At 43.7% G+C, this 22093-nt stretch carries 16 protein-coding genes; 6 read left to right on the forward strand and 10 right to left on the reverse strand.

Annotated features, from left to right (window positions below):
* Positions 1–121: 121 nt before the first annotated feature.
* From C400_RS0100400 to C400_RS0100410, 3 genes are all read left to right on the forward strand, one after another.
* Complete coding sequence (locus tag C400_RS0100400; RefSeq protein WP_017425590.1) at positions 122–655, forward strand: MarR family winged helix-turn-helix transcriptional regulator; 534 nt, start codon at positions 122–124, stop codon at positions 653–655.
* 136 nt (positions 656–791) lie between these two features.
* Positions 792–2111 carry an HlyD family secretion protein gene (locus tag C400_RS0100405; RefSeq protein WP_017425591.1) on the forward strand — a complete coding sequence of 440 codons (1320 nt, stop codon included), beginning with the start codon at positions 792–794 and terminating at the stop codon, positions 2109–2111.
* Positions 2095–3345: an ABC transporter permease gene (locus C400_RS0100410; protein ID WP_017425592.1), complete on the forward strand. Its 1251-nt coding sequence runs from the start codon at positions 2095–2097 to the stop codon at positions 3343–3345. The genes C400_RS0100405 and C400_RS0100410 overlap by 17 nt, the downstream gene beginning before the upstream one ends.
* 155 nt (positions 3346–3500) lie before the next feature.
* Here C400_RS0100410 and arsC read toward each other — a convergent pair whose 3' ends face one another.
* The 4 genes from arsC to C400_RS0100430 form a co-directional block, all read right to left on the reverse strand.
* Entirely contained in the window at positions 3501–3920 is a 420-nt protein-coding gene (gene arsC / locus C400_RS0100415) for an arsenate reductase (thioredoxin) (RefSeq protein WP_017425593.1), read from the reverse strand.
* Between the two features lie 25 nt (positions 3921–3945).
* Entirely contained in the window at positions 3946–5235 is a 1290-nt protein-coding gene (locus C400_RS0100420; RefSeq protein ID WP_017425594.1) for an arsenical efflux pump membrane protein ArsB, read from the reverse strand.
* An 87-nt stretch (positions 5236–5322) separates the two neighbouring features.
* Positions 5323–5673 (reverse strand): ArsR/SmtB family transcription factor, encoded by a 351-nt coding sequence (locus tag C400_RS0100425; RefSeq protein ID WP_017425595.1) that lies wholly within the window; start codon positions 5671–5673, stop codon positions 5323–5325.
* A gap of 80 nt (positions 5674–5753) precedes the next feature.
* On the reverse strand, positions 5754–7346 hold the full coding sequence (locus C400_RS0100430) for an alkaline phosphatase family protein (RefSeq protein ID WP_017425596.1): 1593 nt from the start codon (positions 7344–7346) through the stop codon (positions 5754–5756).
* A 190-nt stretch (positions 7347–7536) separates the two neighbouring features.
* Here C400_RS0100430 and C400_RS0100435 point away from each other — a divergent pair, with 190 nt between their 5' ends.
* Both C400_RS0100435 and C400_RS0100440 read left to right on the forward strand, forming a co-directional pair.
* A complete protein-coding gene (locus C400_RS0100435; RefSeq protein WP_017425597.1) occupies positions 7537–8310 on the forward strand; it encodes an alpha/beta fold hydrolase in 774 nt (257 codons plus the stop codon).
* 222 nt (positions 8311–8532) lie between these two features.
* On the forward strand, positions 8533–9759 hold the full coding sequence (locus C400_RS0100440) for a sugar efflux transporter (RefSeq protein WP_017425598.1): 1227 nt from the start codon (positions 8533–8535) through the stop codon (positions 9757–9759).
* Between the two features lie 131 nt (positions 9760–9890).
* Here the strand turns inward: C400_RS0100440 and C400_RS0100445 are convergent, their stop codons facing one another.
* Positions 9891–11108 carry a macrolide family glycosyltransferase gene (locus C400_RS0100445; protein ID WP_017425599.1) on the reverse strand — a complete coding sequence of 406 codons (1218 nt, stop codon included), beginning with the start codon at positions 11106–11108 and terminating at the stop codon, positions 9891–9893.
* Between the two features lie 220 nt (positions 11109–11328).
* Positions 11329–14646: a pectinesterase family protein gene (locus C400_RS0100450; RefSeq protein ID WP_017425600.1), complete on the reverse strand. Its 3318-nt coding sequence runs from the start codon at positions 14644–14646 to the stop codon at positions 11329–11331.
* 187 nt (positions 14647–14833) lie between these two features.
* Here C400_RS0100450 and C400_RS0100455 point away from each other — a divergent pair, with 187 nt between their 5' ends.
* Positions 14834–15673 carry a helix-turn-helix transcriptional regulator gene (locus C400_RS0100455; protein WP_017425601.1) on the forward strand — a complete coding sequence of 280 codons (840 nt, stop codon included), beginning with the start codon at positions 14834–14836 and terminating at the stop codon, positions 15671–15673.
* A 227-nt stretch (positions 15674–15900) separates the two neighbouring features.
* Here C400_RS0100455 and C400_RS0100460 read toward each other — a convergent pair whose 3' ends face one another.
* The 4 genes from C400_RS0100460 to C400_RS0100475 form a co-directional block, all read right to left on the reverse strand.
* Positions 15901–16938 carry a threonine aldolase family protein gene (locus C400_RS0100460; protein ID WP_017425602.1) on the reverse strand — a complete coding sequence of 346 codons (1038 nt, stop codon included), beginning with the start codon at positions 16936–16938 and terminating at the stop codon, positions 15901–15903.
* The gene (locus tag C400_RS0100465) at positions 16925–17386 is read right to left on the reverse strand and encodes a MarR family winged helix-turn-helix transcriptional regulator (RefSeq protein ID WP_016820414.1); all 462 of its coding nucleotides are present in this window, start codon (positions 17384–17386) and stop codon (positions 16925–16927) included. The genes C400_RS0100460 and C400_RS0100465 overlap by 14 nt, the downstream gene beginning before the upstream one ends.
* 152 nt (positions 17387–17538) lie before the next feature.
* Complete coding sequence (locus C400_RS0100470; RefSeq protein WP_017425603.1) at positions 17539–20649, reverse strand: efflux RND transporter permease subunit; 3111 nt, start codon at positions 20647–20649, stop codon at positions 17539–17541.
* Positions 20646–22067, reverse strand: a complete 1422-nt coding sequence (locus C400_RS0100475) for an efflux RND transporter periplasmic adaptor subunit (protein WP_017425604.1) — start codon at positions 22065–22067, stop codon at positions 20646–20648. Before C400_RS0100475 ends, C400_RS0100470 begins: the two co-directional genes overlap by 4 nt.
* Between the last annotated feature and the right edge of the window lie 26 nt (positions 22068–22093).

Here is a 22093-nt window from a genome sequence, read left to right on the forward strand (position 1 = left end):
AGTGAAAAATCTGCATGACGATTAACAAAATTTAGCTTGAAATTCATTTTTGAATCGATTAAGATTAGTCGGCTAACTAATTTGTCGACTGGAACACAATGTAAGAAGAAAGGAGAACCTTATGGATTTTGATTTACGGGATTTGCCCACTCGTGAAGCGCTGCAAGAATTTTCTATGCGTATCCCAGAGATTGATGTAAGAGCGACAGAAGCGATGCTATTTTTTATGCGCGTATCCTCCAGTCTTTTTAAAGTCAGCTTTGAAGGCTTTGAAAAATTCGGTATATCTCACGGAAAATTTTCAATATTAATTCTCCTGTATCGCAACATTCAAACAGGGTTGCTGGCTACAGAGCTTGCGGAGAAAGTAGGGGTTAGCAAGCCTACCGTTACCGGTCTGCTTGACCGTCTGGAACGCGATGGGCTTATTATGAGATCCGTTCACCCTTCCGACCGCCGTATGAGTATTGTTAAATTGACCGAACAAGGAACAGAAATGATGGAGAGACTGCTGCCTGTACATTTTACATGCACTTCCACACTGATGAGCCATCTATCCAACGATGAAAAAGAACTGCTCCTGACATTACTGAAAAAAATAGAAAGCGGCATCCCTGAAGCAAAAGAGATATATAAAGCAGCAAAGCCAGAGTAAGTTTTAATTTTTGCATTTTAGTTAGCCGGCTAACATCTAAATTATTGAATAATAGAATAAATAAAATGTACATAATCAGGATATTTATTCGAGTCTAGGTTGAATCCATTTTATGAACTTAAGGAGCATATTACCCATGAATCGCACACAAGTCACCAGCCTTATCATCCCTGTCATTTCTATTGCCTGTCTGATCGGCGGGGGGTTCCTGCTTCAGACTAACGGACAAGATCAAGTCACTGCTTCGCGATCCGTTAAAGGCACAACGCTCAATGCTGATAGCATTCGTGTATCTTTTGAACAAGTAGGCGGCAAAGTCCTAAACATCCCGGTAACAGAAGAAACGAAAGTGAAAAAAGGAACTGTCCTTATGGCTTTGGATTCCAAAGATGTGGATTTGCAAATTGAGCAGCTGCGGACACAAATTGCGCAGTTCAATACACAGATCAGCCAACAGCAACAATCCATCCAATTAGGGTACACACGAGCAACAACTCAGGAAAAACAAGCACAGCTGGATATCGCGCAAGCTCAAGTCACTGAGAGCAAAAGCCAAGCGGCACTGCTGCGGGCACAGGCAGTTGAGCGTCAAGCCACTGCTGCGGAACAACAGGTCAATAATGGTGCTCGGGATGAAGATGTTCAGCAGCAACGAATTGCCGTAGCTTCTGCCACCAAAAACGTTCAGACGGCTCAGACTAACTACAAACGTAATAAAGCACTTTATGATGCAGGAAGTGCATCCAAAGCAGTGTTGGATGATGCTGAATCCTCATTGACTTTAGCGACAAATCAGTTGAGCCAGCAAAAGGAGTCTCTTCAAAAGCTGCTCCATGGCGCTACTCCTGAAGAACGTATGCAGGCCAGTGAACAGACCACACAAGCAGCGGTTGCGGTAAAACAAGCCGAGGAGGAAATCCGTGGTGCCCAATTGTCCGTCGATCGTTCCAGAACCCAACTGGAAACCATTCAGCAAAGCCGTCAACAGTTGGCAGATCAGAAGTTGGCTATCGACCTTTTAAGGCAACAAAAAGACACACAGGAAGTTCAGCTTAAAACATTGCTGCTCAAAAAAGAGAGACTGGTATTAAAGGCACCACAGGATGGCAAGGTTACTTCGATTAGTACAAAAGTCGGGGAAAATGTCGCGCAAGGAGCGCCTGTGATTACCCTGGAAACCAACGATTTATATTACGATCTGTATGTCAATGAGGAACAAGCGGGTAAATTCAAGGCCACTCAAGAAGTTAAAACCCGAGTATCTGCTCTCAACAAGGACTTGAAAGGTACCGTACGTTATGTGACCGCTGCGCCGCAATTCGCTAATGTAAAGATGTCCCGTGAAAAAGGTGAGGCAGATACCGCCACATTCCAAGTACGTGTATATGTAACAAGAGAAGCCGCTTTGCTACCAGGCATGACAGTTGAGGTGAATACGAATGAAATCACTTCGTGATGAATGGACGTATCTGGTTCACTCCAAGTATCCGATCATAGCTATCATCTTCCCGCTGATTGCAGTGCTGGGGTACTCCCTGCTGCTCCCAAGCAGCCAAATTAACGATGCTAACGTGGTAGTGGTGGATCAGGACAACACAGCCTACAGCCGTGAGTTGATCCAGAAGATAGATGCTTCTCCATATATGAACGTAGCAGAGATTGTTTCGTTTACGGACAACCCTGAGCAGTATTTTTATCACGAAAAATATTTAGCCGTTATTTCCCTGCCGCACGGTTTAGAGGACAATCACCATCGTTCCCTTTCCAGTCGCGTGGGTCTCATTCTTGATAATACCAACGTTCAATCTATTACTTCCATTCGTACAGCTATGCAGGAAATTAGCGTTTCTGAGAATATGGAACTGTCTGTTCCAGCTATGTTGAAAACGGGGATGAACGCCGAACAGGCTCAGGGAGCTCTCAATGGTATTGCCTTGGAGGTGCGTTCCCTGTTTAACCCAACCAATGATTATCAGAATACGACGATACTTGCATTCACTTGTATGTTCTCTTTTATGATACTCAATATCAATAGCTTACCTATCGTCGCCAGACTAAGGGTTTCCAAGAGACTGGCTGCCGAATTGCAAAATCCGTTCAACATCCTACTGCGTATTCTTCCTTATACGCTGTTTTCGACGGCTGGCTTAATCTTCTCTCTCGGGATGCTTAAAATGTTTGGGGGAGGTCGTTTCGAAGCCAATCCGATCCTCTTCATGATTCCGGTTGTCCTGTATGTATTCGGTACCGTATGCTTCAATGTTCTGGTTGCATGGGGCGCTGCACATCCGGGGATTGCCATTGGCAGAATGGTGATGGTGCTCATGCCTGCTTTTGTACTATCGGGGGCCGTTCTTTCCAGATCACTGTTTCCACCTTTAGCGATTCAAATCGGTGATTTCTTTCCCTTCGTATGGATGTACAAATTCCTCCGCACCATGGGACTGCGCGGTGCATCTTTTCAAGAGATGCTTCCGGAACTCGGATCTTTGTTACTATATGTCGGTGTACTCTCCATGCTGGTGATCGCCAGAGCACTGTGGGAAAAACAGAAGCTGACCAAGCAGACTGCAGGCGCTGCTTCTGAAAAGGGATCGCCACATCCCGTTATTCCAGTAAGCTCAACTGGCGGCGGGTTATCTATGCAAGGGGCACCATCAGCACCTATGCACGAGCCTATAAAAGGATAGAGTCTCGTCTGTAAAATAAAAAGGGTTAAGTGTCGTCTAACGAGCTTTAACCCTTTTTCATTAACATGAAGATCTTCTATTTCAAAAATGCCAAACAAACACCGACCTTTTAAGGAAGTATGCCTGAGTTCGCCCTTCCTAAGCCGTGCACTGGTTTATTCACCAGTCTCCGCAAATTTGCGAATACGAGCCCCGACTTCATCCCGTACACGCTGGAATACACTCCATTTCTCTTCTTCTGTTCCTTGTGCTTTAGCCGGATCATCAAATCCCCAATGTTCGCGGCGCACGTACGGAGGTGTAGTAGGACATTTATCGGCAGCATCTGCGCATAAGGTCACAACTAAATCCGCACTATTCAGCAAAACAGAATCAATAATATCTGAAGTTTGACCGGAAATATCCATCCCAACTTCATTCATCGCTTGCACCGCTTTAGGGTTGAGGCCGTGTGCTTCAATGCCCGCACTGTATACATTCCAACGGTCTCCCAAGTATTGTTTAGCCCAGCCTTCTGCCATTTGACTGCGGCAAGAATTACCAGTGCACAAAAAATAAATTGTCTTCTTATCCATCATCAGCGTCTCCTTCAATTGTCCATTATGAAATGATTAACCACAGATATAAGCCCAGTAGGGTAATAAAAAGTGTAGGAATAGTTAAGACGATGCCTGTTTTAAAATAAGTCCCCCATGAAATTTTCACGTTTTTCGAACGAAGCACATGCAACCACAATAAGGTGGCTAACGAACCAATTGGGGTTATCTTCGGTCCGAGATCCGACCCTATAACGTTAGCATAAATCAGTGCCTCTTTGACTATACCAGTTGTATGGGTAGCATCAATGGCAAGCGCATTAATCATGACCGTAGGCAAGTTATTCATACCCGACGAGATAATCGCCGCAATAAATCCCATGACCATGGTGGCCACAAACATACCTTGATCAGCAGCCGCTTGAATCACATGGGACAGCAGATCCGTCAAACCGGCATTACGCACACCATACACCACCACATACATTCCGATAGAGAAAAACACGATGGCCCATGGAGCGCCCTTGATGACTTCTTTCATGGGTACCACAGGGCTTCTTCTAGCCATCAGCAAGAAAAAGATGGCAATGATACCGGCCACCACCGAGACGGGAATGTCTAAAAATTCGCTTGCAAAGTAGCCAACCAACAATATTGTGAGAACAACCCAGGACATACGGAACATCTTTGGATCTTTTATCGCATTTGCAGGCGTGATTAACTGTGTCGTATCAAACGTTTTAGGAATTCTTTTGCGAAAAAAGAGATACAGTACCACGATACTAGCCAATAAGGAAAACAGATTAGGTACAATCATACGACTCGCATATTCCATAAAACTGATTCCAAAAAAGTCGGCTGACACAATATTAACGAGGTTGCTGACTACAAGCGGAAGCGACGTCGTATCTGCAATAAATCCGCTCGCAATGATAAAAGGAAATACCATTTTCTCATCCAATTTCAGTGCCCGAACCATCGCCAGTACAATTGGTGTCAAAATTAAGGCCGCACCGTCATTGGCAAAAAAGGCAGCAACTACGGCACCCAGCAGGCTCACATAGACAAACATCCGGGTTCCGCTTCCACGGGCTATCCGTGCCATGTGAAGTGCTGCCCATTCGAAGAAGCCGATTTTATCAAGGACTAACGAAATCAGAATAATCGCGACAAAAGCTAGTGTGGCATTCCAGACAATTTGAGTAACTTCCCAAACATCATGCAAATCCACTACACCCACCAGCAAGGCGAGTATGGCACCGCCGCAGGCAGACCATCCAATGGACAGATGTTTAGGCTGCCAGATCACCAATACTAAAGTAACTAAGAATATAATGCATGCCAACAAAATCAATGTTCTAAACCTCCATTACATTACCTTATAAACATATACTTATATTAAAAACACCGTTATTCCACAAAGAGATAAACGGAATAGGCTTTAGGATGAACAAGCTGAGGAATCCGGCCCACAAAATGCTGTTGGCTCCTCTTTATTCAGCGATTTCAAAATATGCTTGGAGTCTGGCATGCTCTCAAGAACAGCTTGAATATGCGGTTTGTCGTCTACGTTTAAGGAATAGTATACCCACTGACTTCGCCGTTCTTCTTTTACAATTCCTTGCGACTTTAATTTTCTCAAATGTTGGCTAATTGCTGGCTGCGACATATCAAAGATATCTACAAATTCGCAAACACACCATTCTCTTTCTCTTAGCAGGGATAACATGATCAATCGGGTTTTATCCCCCAATAGCTTTAAATGATCAGCTACATAACCTAGTTGATCCAATATATGCCCCCCTTCCACCTATATAACTACATGCTTATATACTAATATAGCTCAATTTTAATATCAAGAACGATCAATACTTATTCATTCACCAATTGCAGGAGCCAATCTTTTATATCCACAATTCGCAGTGTTTTGGGTCGTGTATTCGTTCCAGTAATAATTAGTGGAACAAGGGAATCTTGTTCATGCAGCGATCCATGGGCTCCCCCTCCGATGTGGGTAGGGGAACTTTCACTAACCAGTTCATATCCAGGTTGAACCGTAACGACAACATATCTTCCTTCATGTGAATTCATTGCCCCGTGTAGCCTCGCCAAAACGTCTGGATATTTTCCATATTTGATCCGGTTGTTATTGATCGTAATATCCACAAGATTCGTTTCGCCCGATAATGTCCATGATTGTCCATATTCATCGGTAAATTTTCCACCGGGATGATAAGAAAACAGGCTACCATTTCTCCCCTTTGTAACCTGGATATTATTTTTACCGTCTTTCATAGCAATAATGTCGAGCTTATTCTCATGCTGTAAAAGCTTCACCACGTCAGACAAATCTACGTTATTGTCAATTGCATAGATATAGGCCATCCGTTCATTAGCGGCAATCACGATTTGGTCATCACTTCTTACGGGTTGATTTAATTTTGCAATCCGGTAATGGCCCAAAAGAGGCCTTATATCAACAGTGGCTGCCTGTCGATCATTATAAACCGCGCTTTGCCCACTGTCCCCCAAGACGATCCATGTAGCATTTTGTACAGCCTCTTCCCAAGAACCGTATGCGTTCAACACAGTTTGCAGCGCTTGATCGGCTTTTTCAATTCCCTCCAGTTGAGTCGGGCCTTTTCTATGCGCCAAATTATCATTCCCTGGAAAGTATGTGATGGTTAGGTTTGGAAGTTTTTTTTGATTGATTAGAAAAGCGGTTTCTTTTGCAGAAAATTCGTCGTTCATCCCAAGTTTTTTCCACGGAGAAGTATTCCAGCTATTCCCCGGATCCAGTTGAGCAAAAGTTGCATATGAAAACCATTTAGGTCCTGTTATTTTCACTTGTTCTGGCACACGGTTACTGTTTGCAATAAAACGAGGCACCTTTAAGGAATGTTCCGTTCTTCCTCTAAAAACAATAGCATTGATGGACGCGGATTCTTTTCCTTTGTCAGCTAATGCTTCATGTATTGTTTTCGTTTTTTTGTTCAATTGAACTTGGTTTAATTGGTAAATAGCGTCATTAAATACTTGCAGTTGGTCGATTTTCAAGGCTTCTTTGGCACCATTGCCGTAGAGAATCATGCGTTTCTTTTGATCACTGTACCAAACGAGCCCAGGCACATGATGTTGGTCTGCATACGTCCCCGTTAATAATGTGCTGTCGATGGTCACAGACATTGTGGGAAATGAGCTGACTACCTGCGGGAAATATTGCCCTTGATGAAGGAGAAATCGCATTGCGGGGGCACGGCCTTCTTGAATCGCTTCTTGCAAAGGCTTATCCATTAAAGAATCAATCAAGATTACAATGACAGGTTTTTTGCCCATTTGATTTGCTGTGTGATGTGGGTTCACGCTCTGTTGCTTTAGCTGTTGACTGGAGTCCGCTCTACAGCCCAAGATCAACAACAATAAACTTAACATTAGTACAACGGTAACTTTATTTTTCATGCTCATGTGTGTGTCCCCTTCTTAGAAAAACAGTGCCCTTGATCCTCTTATTTTTTCATATACAAAAAAAAATTATTCCTACATTGGATCTTCGGGAAAAGAGAGAACTCCTGCATTCAAAGTTACAACTCCATGAATTTTTTGAATCTAATAAGCCAAATTTAAGATCAAAATCATTCAGGGAGAGAGCATAGCAATGACCACAACAAACATACACGAATATTTCATGCACTATATAGATTCCGGAGAAGGAACGGCCATCCTATTCATTCACCCTCCGGTACTCACAAGCTCAAATTTCACATACCAAATCCAAGGGCTAACGCCCTATTTTCGTACTATAGCTTTTGATATCAGAGGACACGGTAAAAGTCAGCCTTCCGAACAAACGGTTACTTACCCTCTCATCGCCCAGGATATTAAATATTTGATGGATCGGTTGAGCTTGGATAAAGTATTTTTGTGTGGATATTCTACCGGAGGTTCAATAGTACTTGAATTTCTCTTGACTTATCCGGATCGGGCATGGGGAGGGATTGTTGTCAGTGGAATGTCGGAGGTAAACGAATGGCGACTAAGAAACAAAATTTCTTTGGGCATTGCGCTATCCAAAATCGGCGCAGTCGGTACGATTGCGCTTTCTAATGCTTGGTCACAAACGAAACAATTATCTTTGTTCCGCAAGTTACTCAACGACGCGAAGCAGGGAAACCCTAGGAATGTCGAACAATATTATCGTTACAGCTTGAAGTATAACTGTACCTCACGGCTAGGAGAAATCCATCTTCCTGTTCTGCTCGTTTATGGTGAAGAGGATAAACACTTTCATCCATATGCCAACATATTGCATCAGCATTTACCGAAGAGTGAGCTTGTTTTCATTAAAAAAGCCGATCACCGCCTTCCTACGAAGGCCGCTGGAACATTGAATGAACTGATCAAGCAGTTCATAGATCGCTTCAGCCTTTAAGGCACATCCTACAGGAAAAGTCGCATACACATCTACATCCCACTCCTGATCTTATATCTTTGTCTGTATATGGCCTTGCATATGAGTTGCTCATCAAAGTAAAAAAAAATTATATAATATTTTATACAATGTAAATATACAAATTATGCTAAAGTCATATATAGTTTAGGTTGGATAGGTATGTAAGTTCTGCTTCTAAATCTAAAGGGGTGTAAAAATGAAATGCTAAAGCGTATTCAAAATCTTTTCTTTATCCCTAACTACCCACTATTCATGATCTGTATGTTATTGCAAGGTATGGCTATTTCCATAAGCGCACCTTTTTTAGCTGTATATTTTACAAGTACACTTGGCGTATCGGTGGGGACCTTTGGTGTGTTTACAGCGGTGACTTTGATTTGTGGTATATGGATCAGCTCCCTTATTGCCAAACGCTCCGATACTGGATTGGATCGCAAACAAATTTTAGTGATTTGTACGTTATTTAATGCTGTCGCCTTTGCAGGATATCTTGTAATCCAAAACTTTTATGTACTTTTTATTTATATGACGGTCTTTACAGCGATTGGCGCCCCTGGGATGCCGCAGTTATTTGCCAGTGCACGTGAAGCGGTAGATCGCAGTAAATCTGCGGATCATGCCTTTGCGAATTCAACGCTTCGTTCTATGTTTTCTCTTGGCTTTATTACCGGGCCGCTCTTGGGTTCCTTCTTGATTGCACATACGGGCTTTAAAGGTATTTTTGTTGGTACGACCTCTATTTTTGTACTTATTGCCGTTCTTCTATTCTTTTTTATCAAGCAGCGTCCTGTTCAGGCTAAAAATAAGGATCAACTTTCACTTCATCACATTACATTACATAAAAATATGAAAATTCTGATCCCTTTTGTAGTTCTTACTCTGCTTTATACGTCTCACTGGATGAATAGTTTAAATATTTCCTTGTTCATCATTCACAATTTAAAAGGTGACACGAATGACGTTGCCCTCGTATCCAGTATTTGCGCAATCTTAGAAATACCCCTGATGCTCATGCTGGGCGTACTAGCAGCCAAATACTCCAACCGTTTGCTTATATTTTTAGGGGCTTTAACAGGCGTTGTCTATTACCTCCTCGTTCTTATGTCTACGGAGATGTGGCAACTATTTGCGGGACAGCTTCTCCTAGCCTTCTTTGTTGCAGTGATATCAGCCATTGGTATCAGCTATATGCAGGATTTGTTGCCATCTCTGCCCGGATACGCCTCGACACTGTATTCCAATGCGACAACGATCGGAAGATTGGCGGGGAGCTTGATGGGCGGATTGTTTGCTCAATGGATGGGTTATCGAAACTCCTATTGGATATGCTTATTCCTGATTCTCTGTTGCCTTGGTCTGCTGGCGATATCAAAAAAATTAGAGTTTGACCAATCGGCTGCTCTACAAGAAATAAATCACAGCCTATAGAGCACCATCAATAAAAGAAACAGCACGTAATCTGGACGAGAACCTAAAGTCTGATTACGTGCTGCTTTATTATGCTACCCTGCCATGCGTAGCCCAAATTGGTTATAATAAGGAGCTGACGCACACGCACCTTATTTTTCTATAGTAGAGAAACGGCTCATAATTGCATCGGCCGCATACGTATAACCGCCAGCCTGACGGAGTGATTCGCCAATTACATGCGCCTGTTGTTTATAGATGGCTTGATTTAAAACCTCTACCAAAGCAGCTTTTAAGATAGCAGGGGTAAGCTCATTTTTATTCACAGCAATCCCTGCTCCCAGCTCTTGGACCCGATTGGCCACAAGCGGCTGATCCGATGTCATGGGAACCAGAACCATTGGCACGTTGTAATACAAGGCTTCGCTTGCACTGTTCATTCCCCCATGTGTGATAAATGCATCTACACGCTGGAGCATTTCCAGTTGCGGAATATAGGGCTTGATCATAAAATTGTCCGGGATACCATCCGCCAATAACTCCATCTCCGCATATTGGCCTGATGAGAGTACAAATTGCACAGGCAAATCACGAAATGCTTCAAAGCAAAGCTTGTAAAACTCCAAATCTCTATTAAGAATAGTTCCCAATGATATATAAACAACCTGCGGATACAAAACACGAAGCTGGTCGAACGGAAAAGAGGGCGCATCTTTACGAGGTACAATAGATGGACCTGCAAAAATATAGCTGTCATCCAGCTTTTCAGCTTGCGGTTGAAAATAACGGCTTGTATACACGACCTTTAGGCTGTGGGAATGTGAATCGAGTTCATCAATAGCAGGGACGGTAACCTGAAACTCATCAGCTAATTGATGTACTACTTTCATCGTATCATCATAAAGCGCTCTCACTTTTATGTCATGATCATCCCCGCCTTGATCAGAACCCAGAGGCTCTACGAAAGCAAACGAACAGACCGTACATACCGCAGGTATTGCCAGCCTCTCTGCTATAATTTTGCCTCCCCAACCCATCAAATAGTCATAAATCAAATAATCATACACCTTATTTTCAATTGCTTTCATAACCTTTGGAATAATCGGTTCAATCAAACCTTTAACGATCATATTCACGAATTGATAATGATGTTTATATTCAGCCGGCTTTAATACAGGATTGTGAATAAATGCATCCACACTAAATGGATAGGTGATCAGGTTTGCTCCCGTTTGTTGAATTCTCGTACCAAATTCCTCTGAACACACATAATCTACTTCCTCTCCCCTATCGACCAATTGCTTAATTAATCCTAATGACGGGTTAACATGGCCTTCAGCAGGCGTGATCACAACCAACACACGTGCCATCCTACACCTCCGACAACATAATGTATTTAAGAAAAAATGTTAGTTTTGTCCTTGATGATTTACACACTTCCCTCATTCAATATATAAAATATTTACCATAAAAACAAATGGTTTCAATTTTAGATTATGTATGCATCACATCCAAAATTGCTCACAAACACGCACATAAGCGGGGGAAAACGCTTGAAGCGCATCCCCCGCTTATCTATTGAATATACAATTATAGACGCCAATTCCAATGATCTGTCCCGCTCAGAACAGCTTCAACAGTGTACTGGTTTGCTTCGTCAGCCGTAAGCTGTTTGGCCCAAGGTACACGCCCGCTGCTTTCTGCACCTGGTCCAAAGTTATCGTACTCTCCAAATCTTGCAGTCTGCTCATTGGATTCCTTACCCCAATTGTTCCAACCACCTGGCTTGATATGGTCATCCATATAGGTTTTCAAAAAAGTAACATGTGCGTAAGGACGCCATGGTCGCCCAAGATCCACCTTGCCTGTCAAGCCAGCTTCGGTTGTCAGACGACACTGAGTAAATACAAAACCTGGCTGGTTCTCTTCCGTTGAAGCGGCTGTTACGTATCCGGCACGCAGGCTGTGTATGATCGAATTATCAAACACGGCAGGGGCATTGCCAAATATAAAATCTACACTGCCACTGATGTAACTGTCCTTAAAATATTGTCTGCCACGGTTCACGAGCAGTGTATCCTGTAGGCCAGTAATTTTGACATTGTGATACTTTCCACGATCACCTTCGGCATATAACGCTACAGCCTGCACCTGCCCGGTCCCTTCTGTGTTGGCGACCGTCACATTTTCCAACACAAAGTCAGGACTTTGCACACGCATAGTATAGCTATTGCTCGTTCCTAATTCTTTTCCGTCCACTACGGTCTTGGCCGTATCATCAAAAGCAATGATCGTTTTGTCCCGATCTTCCCCGATAATACTCAGATTTTTTTTGGAGGAATTTACTTTTACTTTTTCGCGGTACGTACCGTTTTTGAGATGGATAACAGTCCTTGTGTTGCTGTTGTCAGGGACTGCATCAATAGCTGCCTGGAGAGAGGTGTAGTCAGCAGGGCCATAGGTCGATACAACCACACTAGTGGGAGAAGTTCCTCCTGAGTCTGTTAGCTTGCGGACCTTAACATTGCTGAATTCCGACGTATTATAATTCCACACTTCATTTTGTTGTTTGGATGCATCAGTAGCTAACCCGAACAATAGCGGTTGATGATCCGGCAAATCTATAACGGTTTCACCAACCTTCTCCCAGTTCGTCACACCGTCTGCGGATACCCATCCGGTAAGCTTTTGTCCCTGTCGCACCAGACGAACCGAATATGGCGTTGGAATAAACGTCTCCATTGACGCACGCGTGGTTTTACCATCTGTTTGATCACGACTGATAAGAATCCCCTGTTTACCATATTTAACAAATGCTAAAGACATAAAGGCCATTTTTGATCCAGGCTTCAGCGATTCACGAATCATTACCCCTGCCTCGGCATTATCATCCACAGGGGTAATCTTCTCCACACGAGCTGTAATTTCACCGTCTCCCTCCCATTTCTGATAAGCATAATGGAAAAGATCAGCTTTTCCGTCAATATCCCCCGCCGATTTCAGTCGGATACTGCTGCCGTTTGCATCTTCTTTTAATACCTGAGTATGCCCTTTGATATAGCCATCGTTACCATCAGAGCCAACCTCTTCGCTGAGCCAGTTCCCCGTTGGTGCAGTCGTGTTGACATGGATGGTGACAGGATTGGAAAATGTAGCAGTCCTCTTGCGGTCTGTCACCCGTACAATAATGTAATGGGTGCCGTCCGTCACATGATTCCAACTGATTTGATAAGGCGCACCCTCTACTTTTCCAGCAAGTTTACCGTCAATGACAAATTCAACGTGAGCAATGCCATCTTGATCCTTGGCCGTTGCAGTTATGGTCGCATCACGTCCGGCTTCCAAAATATCGTTATGCTTCAGTGAACGTCCACCTTCATCCGATACCTGAACGAAGGCCTCCGGATTATCCACCTCACTGCCATTGGACAGCTTCTCAATGAGATCATTTAAATAAACTTCCAGATTCGTATAGCCCTTGGCAAAATGAGCATACTCGCCTGTACCGGCAAGCTCCTGACCGTTGCGGTCGTCTGCATTTTTGGGATCCAGCCCATGGGCACGTTCCCATTCATCCGGCATGCCATCATGATCACTGTCAGTAAGCTCCGTGTTGGTTACGCTATAATCATCGTAAATCCAGCCTGCCTCACGCGGGGAGTTGATAAACGCACCCGTTCCATTCTTCACATCATTCATAATGCGGGCGTCCACCGCATCTCTTCTTGGCAGCGTGGCTCCTGAACCAGCAAGCACCTCAGTGTATGCGGTCTGTGCATCTGTCGCTTGATATGGACCATACGCATCCGGTGAAATCCCGTTGTCGTATTCCCCTCTGACTTCAATCGGCTCTGCCAAACGAGTGGAAGGGTCAATAATCGATCCAATGGATGTTCCAAGCTGCCAGTTGTCCTTAGTAACCGATTCGTTGCCGTACATGTAGTTGCCACCAATAAACATGCGTGTTTTATATTTTTTACTCCCCACGTCTACAAAGATTTGACTCCGCACGTCCTTATATGTGTTGGGGCCATACTTATAATAGTTATTCAGCACATTATACGATCCTTCACCGCCACCGTAGGAAGAGAAAAATCCCCAGTTATATATGACATTATTGGTCATTTCCACAGCGTCGATTTGTTTTTTATCAGTTGGGAACCGTGGATTGCGGCTTGCATTGTGAGCCAGCAAGTTATGATGATAGGTGGAATTCCGACCACCCCATATACCGCCATAGCCGTGGCGGCCTTTCTGGTGCGTAGTCATTAGCATACTTTCGGATGCAATAGACCATTGTACTGTCGTATTCACGTTATCGTACAAACTTAGTACCTCATCCACCGACCAGCTAAAGGAACAGTGATCAATCATAATGTTTTTATGGTACCTGGCTCCTAACGCGTCATCCTCACTGGGGTAACGATCAGTTAATCGAAAACGCAGGTAACGGAGAATGACGTTATCTGCATCAATCCCTGTTGTGTAATCGCTTACAGTTATGCCGTCGCCAGGAGCTGTCTGACCTGCAACCGTCAGGTTGTTGCCCAGGATTTTAAGTGGCTCCTTCAGATGAATGGTTCCACCCACCCGGAATACGACCGTCCGATTATCGGAGCTGACCGCTGCACGAAGAGATCCGGGGATCACCTGCTCACCTTTGCCGTAGTCTGCCAGCGTGGTAACTTCGTATACTTCACCTCCGCGTCCACCGGTAACATATTTACCGCCACCTTCAGCCCCCGGAAACGCCGGAATATTCGTCGCTATATTTTCTACTTTCTCCACTTTCCCCATCTCTGTCCCTACCGCAGTCTCTGCTTGGATCAATGGTGGGCACAAGGTCAACAACATTGAACCCACAACCACATTGCATAGCACCTTTCTCCATGTACGCTGCTTGCTCATATTCTGTTTCCTCCCTAAGATTTTCTTTCACATCAGCGCATACTTTTATAAAAGAATGATCCGAGACGTTCAGAAGTGTCTTCACCTCCTTTCATCAATCTTTTCTGCTTTTACCGTGGGCAGGTGTCATATATACTATGGATATATGAATGCGCTTACTTATCTTAATTTGCAAAGGAAGAAGCACATGAATGAAATAAAGGAAGACAAATATGTCATCGGAGAACAACAATTCTCCATTCATCACATCTACCGTACCGGCTTCACCGTTATGCCCAGACCTCATGTTCATGACAATTATGAGCTGTATTTTTTGCTGCAGGGCGAACGCATCTACTTTATGAACGGCAAGGTATACACCGCTCGCAAGGGCGATCTGATATTCATCCTCCCTCATGACTTACACTCTACCGCCAGTACACAATTGGAGGAAACAGAACGCATTTTGATTCATTTTTCCCCGACGTTTCTCCCACAGCAGGATCATGACATTCTGGATCTACCGCCGTACCAGCAATCTGCGTTGCTTCGCTTACCGGCTAGAGAGCAAGTCGAAGTTGAACGGCTGTTCCTACAAATGAATACCGAATGTAGGAATAAGCAGCCTCTGCATGACCGCTGTGTACAGCATTTGCTGCTGGAAATGCTTATCCTGGTGCACCGATCGGAAGCGGCCGAGCGTAGTGAACTTGTTTCCTCTCATCCCATGCATCAGAAAATCACAGAAATCTCGTCTTTTATTCAGGACCATTTCAATGAGCCGTTAACTCTCGAACAAGTGGCCGCCTGCTTTTTTATTAGTCCGGCTTACCTAAGCCGCATCTTTCTAAAATTGACTGGCTTTCATTTCAGCGAGTACATCCGCGTAGTGAGGGTCAGGGCGGCTCAAACCAGACTGCGAACTACCAAAGACAAAATCCAGCACATTGCGGAGGATGTCGGCTTCGGTCATGCCTCACATTTTAATAAAATCTTTAAAAAAATAACCGGACTCTCCCCTCTTCAATACCGTAAACAGGTTCGATAGGTATTCAGTGTAAATAATTAGGCGTTAATTTTATACATCCACTCTTGTCTTGTTTTTCCATTTTTATATCTGCTTGCTCTTTCATGGAACTAAAGACAAGCCACTTGGATTAGGTAAATTACATAACAAAAAAGCCATACTTCGCTGCAATGTATGCAACGAAGTATGGCCTATTACATCATCCATTCTATAATTTCAAGATGATATTCATCGTTTATCCATGATCTTTATTGTAATGCTTTGATATCCTGTAGCAGCATTTCAATATTTTCTTTCTTTGTGGCCCAACTGGTGCAGAATCGAACAGCAGTATGGGTATCATCAGTCTTTTCCCAAAAGGAGTAAGTATATTTTTCGCTCAATGCCTGTAATATACGATCTGCTATAATCGGAAACTGCTGATTGGTTGTGGAATGATATTGGAAAGAAAATCCTTGCTCGGATAATCCTTTTTGCAGCAGCATGGCCATATCTATGGCGTGTTTGGAAATCTCAAAGTATAAACCGTCTTCAAACAGCGTTTCAAACTGAATGCCCAGCATTCTCCCCTTAGCCAGCAGCCCTCCTTTTTGCTTGATCATGTATCTGAAATCTTGTTTCAAAGCATCATTTAGGATAACTACGGCTTCGCCCATCATTGCTCCAATTTTAGTGCCGCCTATATAAAACACATCGCACAGCTTGGCTATATCTGCCAAAGATGCATCACTATCCTCTGCAACCAAACCATAGCCTAAACGGGCCCCGTCTATAAACAGTGGTAAACCACATTCATGACACACTCCACTTAGCACTTCCAGCTCGGATCGGCTATAAATCGTTCCATTCTCGGTAGGTTGAGAAATATAAACCATCCCGGGCTGTACACAATGCTCAGGAGCAGAATCACTCCAGTGAGCGTCGTACAGTTCCTTTACCTGTTCACCCCGGATTTTCCCATCCTCGCTTGGCAATGTCAGTACTTTATGTCCAGTAGCCTCAATTGCTCCGGTCTCATGCACAGCAATATGCCCAGAAGTTGCCGCAATGACGCCTTGATGCGGACGCAAAATCGAAGAAATGACCGTTGTATTGGTCTGTGTACCTCCAACCAAAAAGTGTACATCCGCATTTTCGGAGTCACATGCTTTTTTAATATAAGATTTGGCTTTTTCACAATGATCGTCCACACCATAGCCTGGGGTTTGTTCCTCATTCGTCTCCAGTAGTCGCTTTAAAATACGCTCATGAGCACCTTCGGTATAGTCGCATTCAAATCGTATCATTCTGTATCCTCTCCGAAATATCCAATTTCTTCTGAATTAACAACATAGATGCATGTAATTCTGTAATCTCTTCTTCTGAAAGTCCTTGAACTAATCTTAGAATTTGTTCATCAGATCTTTCATTCAATTGGTTGTAGAACGTTTTTCCTTTGGGTGTCAGACGAATTAGATTTGTTCTATTATCCAACGTTGAATTTTCCTTAACAAGAAAGCCCTCTTTGCAAAATTTAGCAATGATCCTGCTCATATAGCTGCGATCAATTTGAAGAGATTCGACCAGAGTATTCGCAATACACGGTTCGATCAACCCGATCTCTATAATGACACGTGCCTCGGTAAAGGAATATCCGCTATCCAGCACATGTCTGTCTAAAACACCAAGTAAATTCGTATAGAACCGATTAAAACGCCTCATATCCGCTATGATATTAGCATCGATATTGACCATAACTCCCCCTATTTAGTGGACTTTTGCAACAATTATAGTAATGATATTTGTTGACTCTGTCAACAAATAAAAAGATCGTACATAAAGACATTCGCCTCATGTACGATCCGTATTTATAAGAAAAATTGCAGTATATTCTTATCTGTATTTACCTACATGGTCAATGAGCTATCGGTATTTATAGACTTTTCCTGCTTCTGCTTCCGCTTCAGCTTCAGATGAGCTACGACCATATACAGAGTCGGTACAACAAACAAGGTTAAAATGGTCGAAAAGATCAGTCCAAAAATAATGGTCGTTGCCAACGGTTTGAAGAGGATTTCCCCTATTGTGGCAATAGGGATCATACCCACAATCGCAGTTAGCGAAGTAAGCAAGATCGGACGGAAACGGGCAGAACATGCCATAAGAATTGCGTCTGTCAGTTCGGCTCCTTCACGCCGCGCATCTTCAATAAACTCTATCAACACAATACCGTTGCGCACGACGATACCGGCCAGTGAAATGATACCCATAATACTCATGAATCCAATTGGCATGCCTGAAATAAAGCTTCCAAGAATTCCGCCTGCCGCTGCCAGATACACAGTGGTCATAATAATGAGCGGTGTGGAGACGGAGTAAAACTGCATCGTGATCAAGAGTAGGATGAGAAACACAACAATAATAGCTAACTTGCCCAAATCTGTAAAAATATCAGATTGCGCGGATGTTTCTCCGCCCATCTCCCAGGTATAGCCTGGTTCAAACTGTGTATGGGTTAGTTTGCTACGGATGTCATTAGTGAGTTCTGTAGCCGTACGCCCATTTGCATTGGCTGAGATCGTTACTGTCCGCTCCAAATCATAGCGGTGGATTTGCTGAATGGAAAAGTCCGGTTTCATCGTGACTAACTGGGATAAGGGAATTTGCTCTTTTGCCGCATTGGTTACACTTAATTGCTGGAACAATACCTCAGGATCATCGTTTGGTTTATTCATGTATATATTGATATCCAGTAGTTCCTTACCTGTATCAAAATCCGTTACATTAACTCCGTCACCCATTAACAGCAGCGTACGTGTCAAATTGGAATAGCTAACCCGATATTTATCCAATGCTTGTGGATTGACTTGGAAATTCAGATTATAGCTTTGCATTCCCATATTATCGGTCACATCAACAGCTCCGGGGGTCGCCGCAACCATTTCTTTGACTTTAGCTGTCATGTTTTGCAGTTTATCGATGTCTTCTCCCTTCATACGGATAGACACCGCACTGCCGACCGGGATACCTAATTGAGGAACCCGAATGCTGATCAATGCAGATGGATATTTGGCTTGAAGCGTATGAGTCCAGCTATCCACTGTTTTTTGGAGATCGAATAGCCCCTCTTTTCCAACGACAGCAAGTTGACCGTTGACCGCTCCCCCGGAGCCGTGACCGCCTGCAACATCGCTATACATCTGAGGCGCTCCTCCACCTGCCGTTGCCGACAGCCGTTCTGTTTCTGGTTGTTTTTTGACCCACATGCCAATCTCGTTAATAACCCGATTGGTTGCCTGCAACGACGTTCCTTCTGGCATCGTTACGCTGATGGTGGCATCTGCTTGATCGGATTCTGGGAATAGTTGAATGGGAACAACCGCAAGTAGTCCATAAGCGGCTGTACCAATCATAAGACCAACCAGCGCTGTTAAAAGTGGACGCCGTAGTATTCTTGGCATCCAGTTTTTAGAGTACACATTGGATAGAGACTGGATTTGATGCCCCAGAAGCCCAGGTGGCTTAACGGTTTGGTTCCTCTCTTTTCCTTTACGACGTTGATCATACCATTGGCGGAAAATAGGAATAATCGTTAGTGACATAATCATGGAAGCCAGCATGGTTAACGAAATAACGGTAGGGATCGGTTTAATAAAGTCTCCGATATTACCCGGCAGGAATAACAGCGGGGCAAATGCTGCAACCGTAGCTAGCGTAGCTGTAATGATCGATAAGGACACCTCTTTGGTTCCTTTAATGGCTGCCTCCGTAGCATTTTCCCCAAATTCAGAGCGTCGGCGTTCAATGTTGTCATTGACCACGACCGCATCATCAACCAATATCCCTAGCACGATGATGAGTCCGATGACTGATATTTGATTCAGCGTAGTTCCTGTCATGGGCAAGAAAATAAAGCCGATGGCGATGGAAACAGGAATGGCCAACGCTACAAATGCAGAAGTTAGCAAATTCAAACCTAAAGTACATATCACAATGACCGATAAAATAGCAATAATCATCTCTTTGGTCAGATTTCCAAATATTTCACTCACTCGATCATTTTGTGCAAAAAGCAGTTCAAAATGTACATTCTTCGGCAAACTGCTCGCAAGTTCATTGATTTTAGCTGTTGTTGCCTTGGAAACTGTAGGCACGTCTGTGCCTATATCTCCACTCACACTGATCGAAATAGCAGGCTTGGTATTCACATACGTATAACTAGCTGCTTTTTTAAAAACAAGCGAGGCAGTACCTATATCCTTCAAAGATATCGGAAATCCATCGTCATTGCTTGAAATCTGGACATTATTCAGAATCGATGGGTCCGTTGAGGCATTTACCGTCAGCTGATAAGTACGCTCATTGAAATCCATACTTCCTGTAGGAACTCTATCATTCTCATCCTTGATCGCTTGGACAACCTGCTCCCAGGAGAGGTTATATTGTTGCATCTTTTGCGTGTCTAAACTAACTCGTACCTCTTGCTCGGGTACTCCTTGAATATTGACCTGCGAAATACCAGGGACTGTTTTTAATTGATCTTTCCATTTGTTCATTAATTCATTTAACGAATATAAATCCTCCACCTTATCAGAAGTAATCGCATATGAACCAATGAAAGAGCTAGTCATGCTATCATTGATCATAGGCTGCATCGCGTCCTCTGGAAGCTCAGATTGTGCATCCTGCACCTTTGTACGAAGATCAGCCCATACTTTGGTCGGGTCCGCATCATTCAAAGCTTCTATGATGATACTGGATTGGCCTTTCGATGAAGTAGAGGAAATCGTTTTGACACCTTGTACTGCTTTAATTTTCTGTTCCATGATCTTAGTAATGGTTTGCTCGATTCTTTCAGGTGAGGCACCCGGATAGATCGTTGTAACACTAGCTGTCATAGGAATAACATCAGGCTGCTCCTGTTTGGGTAATGATGTAAAATTGAAGAGCCCTAGCAGTATGCACATGCCAAAGAAAATAAGCGTAATTTTCTGCTTTTTAACAATATATTTAATCATTCGGACGACTCCTCCGCTTTCCCAAGCACATCATTCCCAATTAAATCGCCATTAAATAAGGTTCCTGCTCCTTGTGTAACGATTTGATCGCCTGCCTGTAGTCCGGAGAGAACTTCGAATTGATTATTCGTCACTTTTCCCACTTTAATCGTGGTTTTAACAGCCTTACCATTCACAGCTTTAAATATATAAGGGTCACTTCCATTGCTAATCACGGCTTCCACAGGCACTAACAGTGCTTCCGCTTGATTCACACTTTTAGATGCGCTGATGACTTGACCAGGTTTCCAATTCAGTTCAGGATTAGGAATGCTGACTTCCACATTAATACTGCCCGTTTTGGTATTCGTGGATGGATAGATCTGAGTAACAGTCCCTGTTCTAATTTCATCATAGAGAGAAATATTTACTTTTTGGTTTTTCTTCCATGATAAGATTTCGCTATCCGGTACGGGCAGAAGTACTTTTAAGGTCTTGATATTCCCGACAATGAATGCCTCACTTCCACTGGAACCCAGTTGACCATCGGCTACTTTTTTTTCAATGACCACGCCAGTGATCGGGGAGGTTAAAGTCGCTTTTTTAAGTGACAAGGATGACTGTTCATAAGCAGCCAATGCATCCTCATAGGTAGCCTGCGCTTGAGCTTTACTGGCTAGCCCTTGCTGTTTCGTAGCAATAGCGGTCTCCAGCCCTGCTCTGGCCTGCTCTATACCAGCTGAAGCCTGGGTACGTTGTTCCTGCGAGGCGCCTGCAAGCAAGAGAGACAGCTGCTCTTGTGCGTCACTTAAACTTTTTTGTGCATTCGTTAATTCCAGCTGTGCATTCTCATTTTCCGACAATGATGCTGCGCCTGCCTGGAACAGGCTCTGCGTCCGTGCGGCATCCGCCTTTTTCTTATTGTAAGCATTGGTTGCCGCAGTAACCGCATTTTGTGACTGGGCAATTTCCTGTTTTTTGGCGCCATTGTTCAATTCCTGCAATTTCGATTGGGCCGCATCGACCTGGGATTGCGAACTATGAATACCCGCCTGTGCCGATTGAACAGAAGCCTCCGCTTGGCTAAGACCAGCCTTTGCCTTCTCCATGGTTGCCTTGGCCCGATCCAGTTGCAACTGGTAAGCAGATGTATCCAACTTCGCAAGGACGCTCCCTTTTTCTACGGAGTCCCCTACCTCCACCATAGTGTTCAATATACGTCCATCCGCTTCAAAGGAAACACTAGCTTCATTACTTGCCTGCAATGTTCCCGCCAAATTAAAATCATTGGCTAAAGGTTTCATTACAAGTTTCTCTACTTTTACTGGGTGACTGGCTTGTGTTACAGAGTTCTCCGTTGCACTGGAGCAACCGGAAGCTACTATAGCTAATGCAATCCCTGTAATCATGATCCTGATTTCTTTTCTCTTCAACTTCATGTCATCCTCCCTGATTCTCTCTTCTA

The organism is Paenibacillus sp. ICGEB2008 (assembly GCF_000307675.1).
In the GTDB taxonomy this organism is placed as follows: Bacteria; Bacillota; Bacilli; order Paenibacillales; family Paenibacillaceae; genus Paenibacillus; species Paenibacillus polymyxa.

Excerpts from the sequence above, each read along its gene's own strand:
- C400_RS0100400 (WP_017425590.1), top strand. The coding sequence starts at position 122 with ATGGATTTTGATTTACGGGATTTGCCCACTCGTGAAGCGCTGCAAGAA.
- C400_RS0100405 (WP_017425591.1), top strand. The coding sequence starts at position 792 with ATGAATCGCACACAAGTCACCAGCCTTATCATCCCTGTCATTTCTATT.
- C400_RS0100410 (WP_017425592.1), top strand. The coding sequence starts at position 2,095 with ATGAAATCACTTCGTGATGAATGGACGTATCTGGTTCACTCCAAGTAT.
- arsC (WP_017425593.1), bottom strand. The coding sequence starts at position 3,920 with ATGGATAAGAAGACAATTTATTTTTTGTGCACTGGTAATTCTTGCCGC.
- C400_RS0100430 (WP_017425596.1), bottom strand. The coding sequence starts at position 7,346 with ATGAGCATGAAAAATAAAGTTACCGTTGTACTAATGTTAAGTTTATTG.
- C400_RS0100435 (WP_017425597.1), top strand. The coding sequence starts at position 7,537 with ATGACCACAACAAACATACACGAATATTTCATGCACTATATAGATTCC.
- C400_RS0100440 (WP_017425598.1), top strand. The coding sequence starts at position 8,533 with ATGCTAAAGCGTATTCAAAATCTTTTCTTTATCCCTAACTACCCACTA.
- C400_RS0100445 (WP_017425599.1), bottom strand. The coding sequence starts at position 11,108 with ATGGCACGTGTGTTGGTTGTGATCACGCCTGCTGAAGGCCATGTTAAC.
- C400_RS0100450 (WP_017425600.1), bottom strand. The coding sequence starts at position 14,646 with ATGAGCAAGCAGCGTACATGGAGAAAGGTGCTATGCAATGTGGTTGTG.
- C400_RS0100455 (WP_017425601.1), top strand. The coding sequence starts at position 14,834 with ATGAATGAAATAAAGGAAGACAAATATGTCATCGGAGAACAACAATTC.
- C400_RS0100460 (WP_017425602.1), bottom strand. The coding sequence starts at position 16,938 with ATGATACGATTTGAATGCGACTATACCGAAGGTGCTCATGAGCGTATT.
- C400_RS0100465 (WP_016820414.1), bottom strand. The coding sequence starts at position 17,386 with ATGGTCAATATCGATGCTAATATCATAGCGGATATGAGGCGTTTTAAT.
- C400_RS0100470 (WP_017425603.1), bottom strand. The coding sequence starts at position 20,649 with ATGATTAAATATATTGTTAAAAAGCAGAAAATTACGCTTATTTTCTTT.
- C400_RS0100475 (WP_017425604.1), bottom strand. The coding sequence starts at position 22,067 with ATGAAGTTGAAGAGAAAAGAAATCAGGATCATGATTACAGGGATTGCA.